This window comes from Pseudomonas frederiksbergensis (assembly GCF_001952935.1).
In the GTDB taxonomy this organism is placed as follows: domain Bacteria; phylum Pseudomonadota; class Gammaproteobacteria; order Pseudomonadales; family Pseudomonadaceae; genus Aquipseudomonas; species Aquipseudomonas frederiksbergensis.
In genome coordinates this window covers 2039968-2053514 of the sequence record NZ_CP018319.1, presented here as the reverse complement: position 1 = coordinate 2053514, position 13547 = coordinate 2039968, and the positions used below count along the sequence as shown (strand labels likewise).

The following is a 13547-nucleotide window of genomic DNA, read 5'->3' as shown; positions in this document are numbered from 1 at the left end:
CTCAGCGGCCGGAGGTGATGCTCAGTCCTTTGAGCAGGCTCAGGGCCTGGGCCAACTGGTAATCGTCATCCTGCGGCATCGCCTTGGCTTTGCCGCTGGAGCTGGTCGGTTTGTCGGCGCCGCCGTTGCCATTGCCCAGGTGACCTTGCAGATCGGCTTCCTTGAAGTACTCGCCGTCCTGCTCGTTGGTGATCTTGGCCCTGCGCACTTCGATGTCCGGGACGATGCCCTGAGCCTGGATCGAGCGGCCGTTCGGCGTGTAGTACAGCGCCGTGGTGATCTTCAGTGCGCGGTCGTTGTTCAGCGGCAGCACGGTTTGTACCGAGCCTTTGCCGAAACTGGTGGTGCCCATGACCACCGCGCGTTTCTGATCCTGCAAGGCACCAGCGACAATTTCCGAGGCCGAGGCGCTGCCGCCGTTGATCAGCGCGACCATTGGCACCGCTTCGCTTTCGTCCTTGCCGGTGGCAGAGAAGCGCAGTTCGGAGTTGGCGATACGACCCTTGGTGTAAACGATCAGGCCCTTGGTGATGAAGTGGTCGACCACTTCCACCGCCGCTTGCAGTACGCCGCCCGGGTTGTTCCGCAGGTCGAGGATGATGCCTTTGAGCTTCTTGCCGTTGTCCTTGCGCAGTTTCGCCAAGGCCTTGGAGACTTCGTCGCCGGTCTTGACCTGGAACTGGGTAATGCGGATGTAGCCGTAGCCGGACTCCAGCAGTTGGCTCTTCACGCTCTTCACTTGAATGATGGCGCGGGTCAGGGTCACGTCGAACGGCGCACCGCCGTCACGCACCAGGGTCAGGGTGATTTTCTGGCCGATCTTGCCGCGCATCTTGTCCACGGCTTCGGTCATGCTCTGGCCGCGGGTCGGCTGGCCGTTGATCTTGACGATGAAGTCGCCGGCCTGAATGCCAGCCTTGGAGGCCGGCGTGTCATCGATCGGTGAAACCACCTTGATGAAACCGTCTTCGGCGCCGACTTCGATGCCCAGGCCGCCGAATTCGCCGCTGGTGCTTTCCTGCAATTCAGCGAAGTCTTCCGGGCCCAGGTAGGCGGAGTGCGGGTCGAGGTTGCTGAGCATGCCCTTGATCGCGTTTTCCAGCAGGGTCTTGTCGTCCACCGGCTCGACATACGCGGCTTTGATCCGATCCATGACCTCGGCAAAGGTGCGCAACTCTTCCAGAGGCAACGGCGCCTTGGTGGTCGCAGCAGTGCCCGCAGGCGCGATCACCGGGGCCGGTTGAGCGGCAAACGCCAGAGGCGCGCCGATCACCAGGGCGATCGTCAGGGCCAGCGAGGTAAGGCGGGACAAATGCAGCATGTCTAACGAACTCCTGAATTAGGTCGCGTGCTTATCCTTGCGCGCGACACCATTGCGCTGGATCACTCGGGTGACCCTGCTGACGAATAGCGAAATACAGCGCTGGTGTGTCCTGCCCGCCACTGTTACCCACAGTGGAGATGGACTCACCGGCTTTAACCACGTCACCCGCAGACTTGAGCAGCGTCTGGTTGTGACCATAAAGACTCAAGAAACCGTTGCCGTGATCAAGAATCACCAGCAGCCCGGCACCGCGCAACCAGTCGGCGAACACCACGCGACCGCCATGCACGGCGTGCACCTGACTGCCGGCGGAGGCGCTGATCATCACACCGTCCCATTTGGTGCGGGCGTCGTCGCCACGGGATTCGCCAAAGCGTGCCAGCAGTCGACCATCAACAGGCCAGGGAAGTTTTCCCCGACTTGAAGCAAAGGGACCGCCGAAGGTCTCGCCTGAACTTGATACCAGGGCGCCGGGTGTCGATCTAACGGGTTTGCGTGGGGCGTCAGTGGTGTCAGCATCTGCTGCAGCCTGGGCCTCACGTAAACGCTTTTTTTCGGCTTCCTGCTGGGCGATCAGCGCTTTTTGCCGCGCTTCTTCTGCCTCTCGAGCCTGGCGGGCCAAGGTTTCTTCGATGGTTTTAAGGACTTTAGACAGGTCTGCCTGATCCTGCTCGCGGGCCGCCAGCTTCTGATCGCGGGCTTTCACGTCGTCGCTGAGCTTGGCCAGGACTTGCTGGCGCTCCTTGCGGACTTTGTCGAGTTCGTCACGCTGGCTGTCGAGGCTGCTTTTCTGCACCAGCAATTGCGCCTGTTGCATGGCGATGTCTTTTTCGACATTGGCCAGTTGGCGCAGGGTTTCGTTGAAATTCTTCAGCTGTTCCAGGCGGGCCTGGCTCAGGTAGTCGTAATAGGTGAGGGTGCGGGCGAATTTTTCCGGGTTCTGCTGGTTGAGCAGCAGCTTCAAGTACTCCTGACGACCGTTTTGATAGGCCGCGCGGGCCTGAATGGCGATCAGTCGTTGCTGTTCAATGCGCGCGCTCTGGAGTTTTTTTTTCTCGGCATCGAGTCGCTGCAGCTCGGATTCGCTTTTCTTCAGCTCTTTTTGCAGGGCTTCGACCTGCTTCTCGAGCTTGCCCATCTCGGTTTCGGTGCCCTTGAGGTCTTTCTGCACTCCGGATTTTTCTTCCTGGAGTTTACCCAACAGTTTTTTCAGCTCGGCAATGTCCTGACGCGTGGCGTCCAACTGTTGTTGGGTTTGCGCGCGCTCGTCAGCAAAGGCCGGTTGGAGCAGGCAAGTCAGGGCAAGGGCTATCAGGACGCGAAGCATAGAGGCGGGCGACACCAGGGAAAGGGACGGCCTAGTATGCCCGCCAAGCGCTGCAAAAAAAACGCCCAATTGGGGCTGTGTGATGACTGGAGTGGGGTTCAGGGCGTTACGTGCTCCAAAAACACCGCAAAACCAATGTGGGAGCGGGCTTGCTCGCGAAGGGGACAGCACATTCAACATCAATGTTGACTGTCAGACCGCTTTCGCGAGCAAGCCCGCTCCCACAGTTGATTGGTGCTGTTTCAGGGGATTTGAGCAATTTCCCCTTTGATTACACCAGTATCGAAGTACCCGTCATCTCAGCCGGTTTTTCCAGGCCCATCAACATCAGCATGGTCGGAGCCACGTCTGCCAGCACGCCGCCGTCGCGAACCTTGAAGTCACGCTTGCCTACATAGATGAACGGCACCGGCTCGGTGGTGTGGGCGGTATGCGCCTGGCCGGTGGTCTCATCGGACATCTGCTCGACGTTGCCGTGGTCGGCAGTGATCAGGGCTTCACCGCCGACTGTTTCCAGCGCATCGACGATGCGGCCGACGCACAGGTCCAGGCATTCAACGGCTTTTACCGCTGCGTCGAACACGCCGCTGTGGCCGACCATGTCGCCGTTGGCGTAGTTGACCACGATCACGTCGTAACGCTGGTTTTCGATGGCATCGACGATGCGGTCGGTGACTTCCGGGGCACTCATTTCGGGCTGCAAGTCATAGGTGGCGACTTTTGGCGACGGGATCAGGATGCGTTCTTCGCCCGGGAACGGTTCTTCGCGCCCGCCGGAGAAGAAGAAGGTCACGTGGGCATACTTCTCGGTTTCGGCAATGCGCAGCTGGGTCTTGCCGTTTTTCGCCAGGTAGTCGCCCAGCACGTTGTCCAGGCTGCCCGCGGCGAAGGCCGATGGCGCGGGAATGCTGGCGGCATATTGAGTCAGCATGACGAAGCCGGCCAGTTTTGGCTGGCGGGCACGTTCAAATTCCTTGAAATCGTCTTCGACGAACACGCGGGTCAGTTCGCGGGCGCGGTCAGCGCGGAAGTTCATGAACACCACGGCATCGCCATCTTCGACTTTCACCGGCTCGCCGATACTGGTGGCTTTGACGAATTCGTCGCTCTCGCCGCGTTCGTACGCCGCTTGCAGGCCTTCCTGAGCGGTGGCGGCGTTGAATTCGCCGTTGCCGTCGACAATCAGGTTGTAAGCCTGGGATACACGGTCCCAACGGTTGTCGCGGTCCATGGCGTAGTAACGGCCAATAATGCTGGCGATCCGGCCTTTGCCGAGAGCCTGGAAGGCCGCATCCAGCAGTTCGATGGACGACTGGGCGCTTTTCGGTGGCGTGTCGCGACCATCAAGGAAGGCGTGCAGATAGATTTTTTCGGCGCCGCGCTTGAAAGCCAGTTCGGCCATGGCAACCAGGTGATCCTGGTGGCTGTGAACGCCGCCATCGGACAGCAGGCCCATGAAATGCACGGCTTTGCCGGCAGCGACGGCTTTATCGACAGCGGCGCAGATGGTCGGGTTCTCGAAGAACTCGCCGTCGCGAATCGATTTGGTCACGCGGGTGAAGTCCTGATACACCACGCGGCCGGCGCCGAGGTTCATGTGGCCGACTTCGGAGTTGCCCATCTGGCCATCCGGCAGGCCGACGTCCATGCCGCTGCCCGAGATCAGGCCGTTCGGCACGGTGGCCCACAGACGGTCCAGTACGGGCTTCTTCGCCGCAAAGATGGCGTTGGATTCAGGGCTCTCACTGTGACCGAAGCCGTCGAGAATAATCAGGACCAAAGGTTTAGGCGTGGTAGTCATGGATTCCACTCGTGGCTGAGTTAATAGAGGGCGATGGAAAAGGGAGTGGCAGTTTAAAGGCAAGTTCAATCCACGTCACCGCCGGACGGGGTTTGGCCCACCATAGTGGCTGTGTATACTGGCCGACATTTTAACGCCCTGGAACCTCCTTCGATGGTTGCTCACCTGATTGAATTTGCCACTAACCACTATCTGCTCGTCGGTATCTTCGTCGTACTGCTGGCGTTGCTGATCGCTTATCAGATGCAAGGCGGCGGCCGCAGCCTGAGCACCGGTGAACTGACCGGGCTGGTCAACAAGGACGCGGGCGTTGTGATCGACATTCGTTCGACCAAAGACTTCGCCGCCGGTCACATTGTTGGCGCGGTGAACATTCCTCACGACAAACTGACTGCTCGCGTCGGCGAACTGGAAAAGCACAAGGCCAAGACCATCATCCTGGTCGATGCCATGGGCCAGACCGCTGGTACTCATGCCCGCGAACTGATGAAGTCCGGCTACACCGCCGCCAAGCTCTCCGGCGGTATTTCCAGCTGGAAAGGCGATAACCTGCCGCTGGTGAAGTGAAATGAGCAACGTCGTCGTCTATTCCAGCGATTACTGCCCTTACTGTTCGCGAGCCAAGTACCTGCTCGAGAACAAAGGCGTGGCCTTCGAAGAGATCAAGGTCGATGGCAAGCCGCAGGTGCGTGCCGCCATGGCTCAGAAGGCCGGACGTACATCCGTGCCGCAGATCTGGATTGGCAGCACCCACGTGGGTGGTTGTGATGATTTGTTCGCCCTTGAGCGCGCCGGCAAGCTCGACGCCATGCTCAAGGCCTGAATGCCTTCCCTATAAGACCCCAAGATCAGAAAGGATCTGAGATGACTGACCAACAGAACACTGCAGCTAGCGAAGAAGAAACCGCACCGCAATTCTCCTTGCAGCGCATCTACGTACGTGACTTGTCCTTCGAAGCACCGAAAAGCCCGGCAATCTTCCGCCAGCAGTGGGAACCGAGCGTCGGTCTGGATCTGAACACCCGTCAAAAGGCTCTGGAAGGCGACTTCCACGAAGTTGTACTGACGTTGTCCGTTACCGTGAAAAACGGTGAAGAAGTGGCGTTCATCGCTGAAGTGCAACAGGCCGGGATCTTCCTGATCAAGAACCTCGACGACGCTTCGATGAGCCACACCCTCGGCGCGTTCTGCCCGAACATCCTGTTCCCGTACGCTCGCGAAACCCTGGACAGCCTGGTGACCCGCGGTTCGTTCCCGGCCCTGATGCTGGCCCCGGTGAACTTCGACGCGCTGTACGCACAAGAGCTGCAACGCATGCAGGCGGCTGGCGAGACTCCAACCGTTCAGTAAGCGTTCGATGCAGTAACGAAAAAAGCGCCATAACAGGCGCTTTTTTCATGGGCGGGAGATGATCGTTCCCACGCTACACGTGGGAATGCAGCCCGTGACGCTCCGCGTCACACCGGTGCCAGGCTCGACGCCAGTGGTGCTGCTGGAACGCGGAGCGTCCCTAGAGGCATTCCCACGCGAAGCGTGGGAACGATCAGTCACGAGGTTACTTGAACCCGAGCTGGCGCCAGCCTTCGTACACGGCGACCGCCACGGTGTTGGACAGGTTCAGGCTGCGGCAGCCTTCACGCATCGGCAGGCGCAGGCGCTGTTCACTGGGCAGGGCATCGAGTACTTCGGTCGGCAAGCCACGGCTTTCCGGGCCGAACAGGAACGCATCGCCCTCGGCGAAGCTGGCATCGTGGAACGGCCGCGAGCCCTTGGTGGTGAAGGCGAACAACCGAGGATGCCCGAGGCTTTCCAGACAGCTGGCGAGGTCTGCGTGGCGTTGCAGGGTGGCATACTCGTGGTAATCGAGGCCGGCCCGGCGCAGACGCTTGTCGTCCATCTCGAAGCCCAGCGGTTCGATCAAATGCAGGTGGCAGCCACTGTTGGCGCACAGCCTGATAACGTTGCCGGTATTCGGCGGAATTTCTGGTTGGAAAAGGATGACGTGAAACATGCACGGCTCCGAAGGTAAAGATGAGCGGCATTCTACGCCGCCTGCGGACAACCGTTCGAAACTATTCCCGCGGGTGATGGCTTCGCTGGCGATTGTCGGGGTGATGGTGGGGCTGATGATCGGTCGCCTGACCACTCCCGACCCCAGCGAACTGCAGCAGGTCGAGGTGACGAACGATGGGCTGGTGGTGTGGTTCAACAACGAACCCAAGGCTCACGGCGAGTTCGTCGACGGTAGCCTCGCGTTGCTGTTCGAGGCTGAAGGAAAGTCACAGAAAGGTCAGCTCAAAATCAACGACAAGAACGCGAACTGGCGCGTGCGTTTGAGCGATGGGGGGTTGTTGCTGACGGTGGTGGCGGCCCGGCCACTGCAAGGCGAGTGGGCCGGTAGCGAGGTCGATGACCGCTGGCGGCTGGAGATCCATCTCCGGGAGCAATAAAAGAGGGAATCCCCGGCCTGCCTGTACCAAGGTTCCCAAAACGGCAGGGCTCGCGCATTGCGCCGTGAGCCCGGTGTAAAGAAGGAACCCCTGACCTGCCTGTATCAAGGGCCCCAAAACTGCCTGGGCTCGTCGCTTGTGCGGTGTGAGCCCGATGTAAAAGAGGGGAATCCCCGGCCTGCCTGTACCAAGGTCCCCGAAACCGGGTAGTGAACCGAATCACTGAATGGACTATTGCAGGGGGCGTGCCAGGTTTTAACAAGTTGAAACAGAATGTCTTGCTGAAACGTCGAAAGCCCCGTATTCCGGGGCTTTCGTGTTTCAGCGATAGGGATTTTCTTGCAGATGAAGGCGTGGTTTTGGATCGGTTGCCGTGCGCGATTGCGGTTCACGGTGCATTGCTGCGGTGCACGGAAGAGTGGTGAGGATCGTTCCCATGCTCTGCGTGGGAATGCAGCCCGGGACGCTCCGCGTCCCTGCCGAAGCGGACGCAGAGCGTCCATTGAGGCATTCCCACGCAGAGCGTGGGAACGATCAGGTGGGGGGATTAACCCTCATCCCCCTCATCATCATCCCCACCGTCAACCTTCATCCCCAACTCCTTGATCTTGCGCGTCAGGGTATTACGCCCCCAGCCCAGCAAAACGGCGGCATCGCGGCGGCGGCCGGCGGTGTGTTTGAGGGCGGTTTCGATCATGATCCGCTCGAACGCCGGTACAGCGCTGTCGAGCAGGCTCGACTGGCCACGAGCCAACGCCTGATCGGCCCACTGGCGCAGCGCTTGCTCCCAGTTGGTCACTGGCGCCGAATCCTGCGGCAGGTTCAGCAGCTCCGGCGGCAGATCGCTGATGTGCACTTCGCGACCCGAAGCCATCACCGTGATCCAGCGACAGGTGTTCTCCAGCTGGCGCACGTTGCCGCCCCACGGCAGGTTTTTCAGGTATTCCTCGGTTTCGCTTTTCAACAGCTTCGGCTCTACCGCCAGTTCTTGCGCGGCGCGGCCGAGGAAGTGCTTGGCCAGGGTCGGGATGTCTTCGCGACGGTCCGACAGCCGTGGAATGTGGATACGAATCACGTTGAGGCGGTGGAACAAGTCCTCGCGGAATTTCCCGGCGTGCACCAGGGTTTCCAGATTCTGGTGAGTCGCGGCGATGATTCGCACATCGACTTTCACCGGAACATGACCGCCGACGCGGTAGAACTCGCCGTCCGCCAACACCCGCAGCAAACGAGTCTGGGTGTCCGCCGGCATGTCGCCGATTTCATCAAGGAACAGCGTGCCGCCGTCAGCCTGTTCAAAACGCCCGCGACGCAGGTTGGCCGCGCCGGTGAACGCGCCTTTCTCATGGCCGAACAGCTCGGATTCCATCAGGTCTTTCGGGATCGCTGCCATGTTCAGCGCAATGAACGGCGAAGCCGCACGCGGGCTGTGACGGTGCAGCGCGTGTGCCACCAATTCTTTACCGGTACCGGATTCGCCGTTGATCAGCACAGTAATGTTGGAATGGCTCAAGCGGCCGATGGCGCGAAACACTTCCTGCATCGCCGGCGCTTCGCCAATGATTTCCGGGGTGCGGGTCAAGGCGACCGGGACTTCCAGGCCTTGCTGTTCCTGGGCGTGCTGGTTCGCGCGTTTGACCAGCGACACGGCTTCGTCGACGTCGAACGGTTTTGGCAAGTATTCGAACGCGCCGCCCTGATAGGACGCGACAGCGCTGTCCAGGTCGGAGTGCGCAGTCATGATGATCACCGGCAGTCGTGGGTGCTGTTCGCGAATCCGCGCCAGAAGGTCCAGACCGCTGGCACCCGGCATGCGAATGTCGGAGATGATCACGTCCGGCTGCTGGCGCGCCAGGCGGCTCATCACGCCATCGGCGCTGTCGAAGCTTTGCGTGGTCATGCCTTCCTGCTGCAAGGCTTTTTCCAGGACCCAACGGATAGAACGGTCGTCATCGACGATCCACACGGTTTCACTACGGCTCATGTCGATGTGGCTCCTTGTTCCAGTGGCAGAAAGATCGAGAAGGTGGTGTGGCCTGGATGGCTGTCACATTCGATCAGGCCCTGGTGCTGGCTGATGATGTTCTGGGTAATGGCCAGGCCCAGCCCGGTACCGTCCGGACGGCCGCTGACCATGGGAAAGAAGATGGTTTCCTGCAAGTCCGCGGGAATGCCCGGGCCGTTATCGATGATTTCGATCTTGGTCACCAGGCGATGGCGCACGTGGCCGATGGTGAACTGGCGCATGGCGCGGGTGCGCAGGCTGATGCGGCCAAGGCGCAGCTCGTTCTGGCTGCTGATGGCCTGCATCGCATTGCGCACGATGTTCAGCACGGCCTGAATCATCTGTTCGCGGTCGATCAACACGTCGGGAATGCTTGGGTCGTAGTCGCGCACCAAAGTGATGCAACCCTGGCTTTCGGCTTCCACCAGATGACAAACCCGTTCCAGCACTTCATGGATGTTGCACATCGCCAGAGACGGCAGCTTGTTGGAGCCGAGCATGCGATCGACCAGATTGCGCAGGCGGTCGGCCTCTTCAATGATCACGTTGGTGTAGTCGCGCAGGCTTTCTTCCGGCAGTTCGCGAGCGAGCAATTGCGCCGCGCCGCGAATCCCGCCGAGAGGATTCTTGATCTCGTGAGCGAGACCGCGCACCAGCATCTTGCTGGTTTCCTGCTTCGATAGCTGCGCCTCTTCCTTGGTGATTCGCAGCAAGCGGTCGCGGGGGTGGACTTCCAGCAGCAGCATGGTGGCGCCGTTGGCCAGGATGGGCGTCACCGCGTAGTCGACGGTCAGCGTCTGGCCGGTGAGGGCGGTGAGCATCGCTTCGCGCTTGGTGAACGGATGGGCTTGCTGGACCGCCTGGCGCAAGGAGTTCAGCGCCTCGGTGGATTCGGTGAACAACTCGCTGATGAACTGCCCATGGCTACGCTGACCGCTGATGGCCAGGAGCATTTCCGCCGCCGGGTTCATGTACTCGAGGCGCAGTTCGGCGTCGAGCAGAATGGTGGCGGTGGTCAGGTTGTCGAGTAGCAATCGATGCAGTGCGTCACTAATGGTCATCAGGACCTCTTTTGGAGCAGGCATGCGCGTGAATAACGCGCCGATACGAGGAAAATGCAAAAACCAAACCAAGGCTCCGAAAAGAAGCGTTTAAGGCCTGAAACGGGCGTTTGACGCTCGTTTGCGTGGCGTTCTGCCAGCTTTGACGGGTACTTTCGAACCAAAATGGGTTGGTTTATGGGTGTGGTGCAACCAATTGCACCAATATAGTGCGCAAACCTGAATGGCGTTAGAAGAAGCGCAGGAAGGGATTTTTTTCTTCAGCGGGTTTGTCTTTGAGCGGACATTCCGGCCGTTGGCCGTAATCGGGGAGGATGCAGGGTTTGACTTGACGCTTCTGCGCCAGAGAGATGCGCAGCATGTGGAACGGCTGGTTGGCGGTGCGCTCGACCGTGCGGCCCTGTTCATCGAGGATTTCCACGGAGAGGTTATGGCTGCCGCGATCGATGTTGCTCAGGGCGAACACCGGGCTCAAGCCGGGATCTGCGGTGGGTTGGCCATCGAGGAGCAATCGGTAGCGATGGCCACGTTGCAGACCGGGTTCGCTGGTGACGCTGACAATAATCTCTCCAGCGCTGCTGCGTACCGTGGCGTCTGGCTCCGGCACCAGTACTCTCAGCATGTCGTAGTGAAACAGTGGTTTTGTTGCGGCCTTCTTTCCAGCTACCGGTGCTGCGCCGCCAGGGTTGGCGGACATGCGGTTACTCGGCGCCATCGGGACACGCTTGGCATTGCCGGAGCCTGGCTGGTCGGTGTAAACCCGATTGCCCTGGGCGTCGATGTAGGTGAATACCTCGGCCGTCACCGGCAGGGCGATCAAACAGATGATCAGCAGCCACAGCCTCACGGCTTATGCACCCGTTGTACGGTGAACGTCACGGTGGGACTTTGTTGAACGATGGTTTCCCCGTCGATCACCTGCACCGCGAGGCTGTGCGTGCCGCGATCAATATTGACCAGTTGCAGGATTGGCACGTTGCTCGGCTGGCCGTAAGGCTGATCGTCCAGCAACAGCCTGAACAAATGTGGGCCTTGCAGGCGGGGTTTGATCAGTACGTTGACAGTGAAAGTGCCGTTGTTGGCACGCAGCGCTTCGGTGGTGGGCAAGTTGGTCAGTTCCAGCACCTCGTAAGCGCTACGCGGCTGTTCGCGACTGCTGGCTTCAACCGGTGGAGCAGATGGCGCCTGGGGCTCAACCCTGTTCAGCGGTGGCAACTCGACCGGTTGAGCCTTCACCCCATCGGGCGGTTGATTGCTGTAGGCGGTGTTGCCGTCGGCGTCGGTGTATTTGTAGATCTGCGCTGCGGCGGGCAGGGCGATCAACAGCAGCATCAGTAGAAAACCACGACCCATAAAATCGACCAGAAACGAAAGCGTTGGCTTGCAGCATAGGTTACGGGCGTGGGTTGGCATAGTTGGTTACAGGCAAGCCCCGATAACATTGCGCAACCCGCTGTCGTCTTCTGGCAATACAAACTCTGCAATCAGTGGGGTATCACCCTTGAGCGAAGGCAGTGTCAACGTTACAGGTTGACCATGGGCTGTGTCAGTGAGCCAGTAATGCAACTCGCGCTTGTCGATGCTCGTACCAAACTCGAATACCCAGCCGTCTTCTTGCAGGCTCCTTACCGAGCCCGAACCGCTGACCAGAGAGCTGATGGGCGCGCGTGTGCCGGTTGTCAGGCGCAATGGACCGTTTGCCGGCGCCCCCGGCCCTTCATAATCATCGGCATTGAAGCCAAGTCGCTGGGTCGGGATAGTCAGGGACATTCTCATCGGGTTATCAGGATGACAACTTATCGCCAATAGGGCCTCGCCGGTTTTGCCGTCATAGCGTGTATTTCCGCTGAGAAGGGCAATTTGAAACCGGCTGTCATCGGAAGATTTTTCCACCAACCAGTGTTTGCCCTGATCAGTGGTATGGGAACTATCCGCTACGGCCCAGGCAGGTGTCAGCGCCGCAAGAAACAACGCTAGCGAATAAAGAGAGGCCGATGCTGATTTCATCTGATGGTCCTTCCGAAAAGTCCCGGGACAGTAAATGAAAATTGCCTGGAAGTTTCGCAGAACTATTATCAAAAAATGTTTTGCCTGAAAACTTACGCCCACAAAAAAGGCCTCCCGAAGGAGGCCTCATTTGTTACGCCGCGTGTGCTGGCGCTACCGGATCAGCAGCTGTAGTACAGCTCGTATTCCAGTGGGTGTACGAAGGTACGAACCTTGATTTCTTCTTCGCTTTTCAGGGCGATGTAAGCGTCGATGAAGTCGTCGCTGAAAACGCCGCCTTTGGTCAGGAACGCACGACCTTTGTCCAGCTCTTCCAGGGCTTCTTTCAGGCTGCCGCAAACTTGTGGGATCTCTTTCGCCTCTTCAGGCGGCAGGTCGTACAGGTTTTTGTCAGCTGCGTCGCCAGGGTGGATCTTGTTCTGGATACCGTCCAGGCCGGCCATTACCAGGGCAGCGAAGGCCAGGTACGGGTTGGCTGCCGGATCCGGGAAGCGAGCTTCGATACGGCGGGCGCGAGGGCTGGATACGTAAGGAATACGGATCGAAGCGGAACGGTTGCGAGCCGAGTAGGCCAGCATTACTGGCGCTTCGAAACCTGGGACCAGACGCTTGTAGGAGTTGGTCGATGGGTTGGTGAAGCCGTTCAGCGCTTTACCGTGCTTGATGATGCCGCCGATGAAGTACAGGGCAGTGTCGGACAGGCCGGCATAGCCTTCGCCAGCGAAGGTGTTCTTGCCATCTTTGGCGATGGACAGGTGAACGTGCATACCCGAACCGTTGTCGCCGTACAGAGGCTTAGGCATGAAGGTCGCGGTGCGGCCGTATGCATCAGCAACGTTGTGTACGCAGTACTTCAGGGTCTGAACTTCGTCAGCCTTGGCGACCAGGGTGTTGAACTTCACACCGATTTCGTTCTGGCCGGCAGTCGCCACTTCGTGGTGGTGAACTTCGATGACCAGGCCCATTTCTTCCATGGCGTTGCACATGGAGGTACGGATTTCGTGGTCGTGGTCGAACGGCGGAACAGGGAAGTAGCCGCCTTTGACGCCTGGACGGTGGCCTTTGTTGCCGCCTTCCACGTCCTGGTCGGACATCCACGAACCCTGTTCGGAGTAGATCTTGAACATCGAGCCGGAGATGTCGGACTTGAACTTCACTTCGTCGAAGATGAAGAACTCAGGCTCTGGACCAACGAATACGGTGTCGCCGATACCGGTCGACTTCAGGTATTCCTCGGCACGCTTGGCGATCGCACGTGGGTCACGGTCGTAGCCTTGCATGGTCGAAGGCTCGATCACGTCGCAAACCAGGATCAGGGTTGGCTCTTCGGTGAACGGGTCGAGAACGGCAGTGCTGTCGTCCGGCATCAGGATCATGTCGGAGGCTTCGATGCCTTTCCAGCCAGCGATGGAGGAACCGTCGAACATTTTGCCTTCTTCGAAGAAAGCTTCATCCAGCGCGTCGCGAGCCGGCATGGTCACGTGATGCTGAGTGCCTTTGGTATCCGTGAAGCGCAGATCAATCCACTTGACGTCATGATCTTTGATGAGTTGAACCGACTTCGACATAGTG

Annotated in this window: 14 protein-coding genes; 4 read left to right on the top strand and 10 right to left on the bottom strand. The window is 59.3% G+C overall.

Annotation, left to right across the window (positions count from 1 at the left end; translation table 11 throughout):
• Position 1: 1 nt before the first annotated feature.
• The 3 genes from PFAS1_RS09510 to gpmI form a co-directional block, all read right to left on the bottom strand.
• The gene (locus PFAS1_RS09510; RefSeq protein WP_076028985.1) at positions 2-1321 is read right to left on the bottom strand and encodes a S41 family peptidase; all 1320 of its coding nucleotides are present in this window, start codon (positions 1319-1321) and stop codon (positions 2-4) included.
• A 31-nt stretch (positions 1322-1352) separates the two neighbouring features.
• Positions 1353-2651, bottom strand: coding sequence for a murein hydrolase activator EnvC family protein (locus PFAS1_RS09505; protein ID WP_076028984.1), 1299 nt, complete (start codon positions 2649-2651; stop codon positions 1353-1355).
• 271 nt (positions 2652-2922) lie between these two features.
• On the bottom strand, positions 2923-4452 hold the full coding sequence (gene gpmI, locus PFAS1_RS09500; RefSeq protein ID WP_076028983.1) for a 2,3-bisphosphoglycerate-independent phosphoglycerate mutase: 1530 nt from the start codon (positions 4450-4452) through the stop codon (positions 2923-2925).
• A gap of 153 nt (positions 4453-4605) precedes the next feature.
• Between gpmI and PFAS1_RS09495 the strand changes: the two genes are divergently transcribed.
• Genes PFAS1_RS09495 through secB form a run of 3 tightly spaced genes read left to right on the top strand, consistent with a single transcriptional unit; the run spans position 4606 to position 5802 of the window.
• Positions 4606-5019, top strand: a complete 414-nt coding sequence (locus PFAS1_RS09495; protein WP_076028982.1) for a rhodanese-like domain-containing protein — start codon at positions 4606-4608, stop codon at positions 5017-5019.
• 1 nt (position 5020) lies between these two features.
• On the top strand, positions 5021-5275 hold the full coding sequence (grxC, locus tag PFAS1_RS09490) for a glutaredoxin 3 (RefSeq protein ID WP_008149430.1): 255 nt from the start codon (positions 5021-5023) through the stop codon (positions 5273-5275).
• Between the two features lie 41 nt (positions 5276-5316).
• Complete coding sequence (gene secB / locus PFAS1_RS09485) at positions 5317-5802, top strand: protein-export chaperone SecB (protein WP_007897410.1); 486 nt, start codon at positions 5317-5319, stop codon at positions 5800-5802.
• A 205-nt stretch (positions 5803-6007) separates the two neighbouring features.
• On the opposite strand, the gene PFAS1_RS09480 is transcribed toward secB, so the two are convergent.
• Positions 6008-6463: a tRNA (cytidine(34)-2'-O)-methyltransferase gene (locus tag PFAS1_RS09480; RefSeq protein ID WP_076028981.1), complete on the bottom strand. Its 456-nt coding sequence runs from the start codon at positions 6461-6463 to the stop codon at positions 6008-6010.
• Between PFAS1_RS09480 and PFAS1_RS09475 the strand changes: the two genes are divergently transcribed.
• Positions 6462-6902: a hypothetical protein gene (locus tag PFAS1_RS09475; RefSeq protein WP_076028980.1), complete on the top strand. Its 441-nt coding sequence runs from the start codon at positions 6462-6464 to the stop codon at positions 6900-6902. The genes PFAS1_RS09480 and PFAS1_RS09475 overlap by 2 nt on opposite strands.
• Positions 6903-7449: 547 nt before the next feature.
• On the opposite strand, the gene ntrC is transcribed toward PFAS1_RS09475, so the two are convergent.
• From ntrC to glnA, 6 genes are all read right to left on the bottom strand, one after another.
• Positions 7450-8886, bottom strand: coding sequence for a nitrogen regulation protein NR(I) (ntrC, locus tag PFAS1_RS09470; protein ID WP_076028979.1), 1437 nt, complete (start codon positions 8884-8886; stop codon positions 7450-7452).
• Entirely contained in the window at positions 8883-9968 is a 1086-nt protein-coding gene (glnL, locus tag PFAS1_RS09465) for a nitrogen regulation protein NR(II) (RefSeq protein ID WP_074872746.1), read from the bottom strand. The genes ntrC and glnL overlap by 4 nt, the downstream gene beginning before the upstream one ends.
• Before the next feature lie 229 nt (positions 9969-10197).
• On the bottom strand, positions 10198-10815 hold the full coding sequence (locus PFAS1_RS09460; RefSeq protein WP_076028978.1) for a DUF4124 domain-containing protein: 618 nt from the start codon (positions 10813-10815) through the stop codon (positions 10198-10200).
• Entirely contained in the window at positions 10812-11321 is a 510-nt protein-coding gene (locus PFAS1_RS09455) for a DUF4124 domain-containing protein (RefSeq protein WP_076028977.1), read from the bottom strand. The genes PFAS1_RS09460 and PFAS1_RS09455 overlap by 4 nt, the downstream gene beginning before the upstream one ends.
• A gap of 66 nt (positions 11322-11387) precedes the next feature.
• The gene (locus PFAS1_RS29450; protein ID WP_156886710.1) at positions 11388-11975 is read right to left on the bottom strand and encodes a hypothetical protein; all 588 of its coding nucleotides are present in this window, start codon (positions 11973-11975) and stop codon (positions 11388-11390) included.
• A gap of 161 nt (positions 11976-12136) precedes the next feature.
• The gene (glnA, locus tag PFAS1_RS09445) at positions 12137-13543 is read right to left on the bottom strand and encodes a glutamate--ammonia ligase (RefSeq protein WP_046045568.1); all 1407 of its coding nucleotides are present in this window, start codon (positions 13541-13543) and stop codon (positions 12137-12139) included.
• Between the last annotated feature and the right edge of the window lie 4 nt (positions 13544-13547).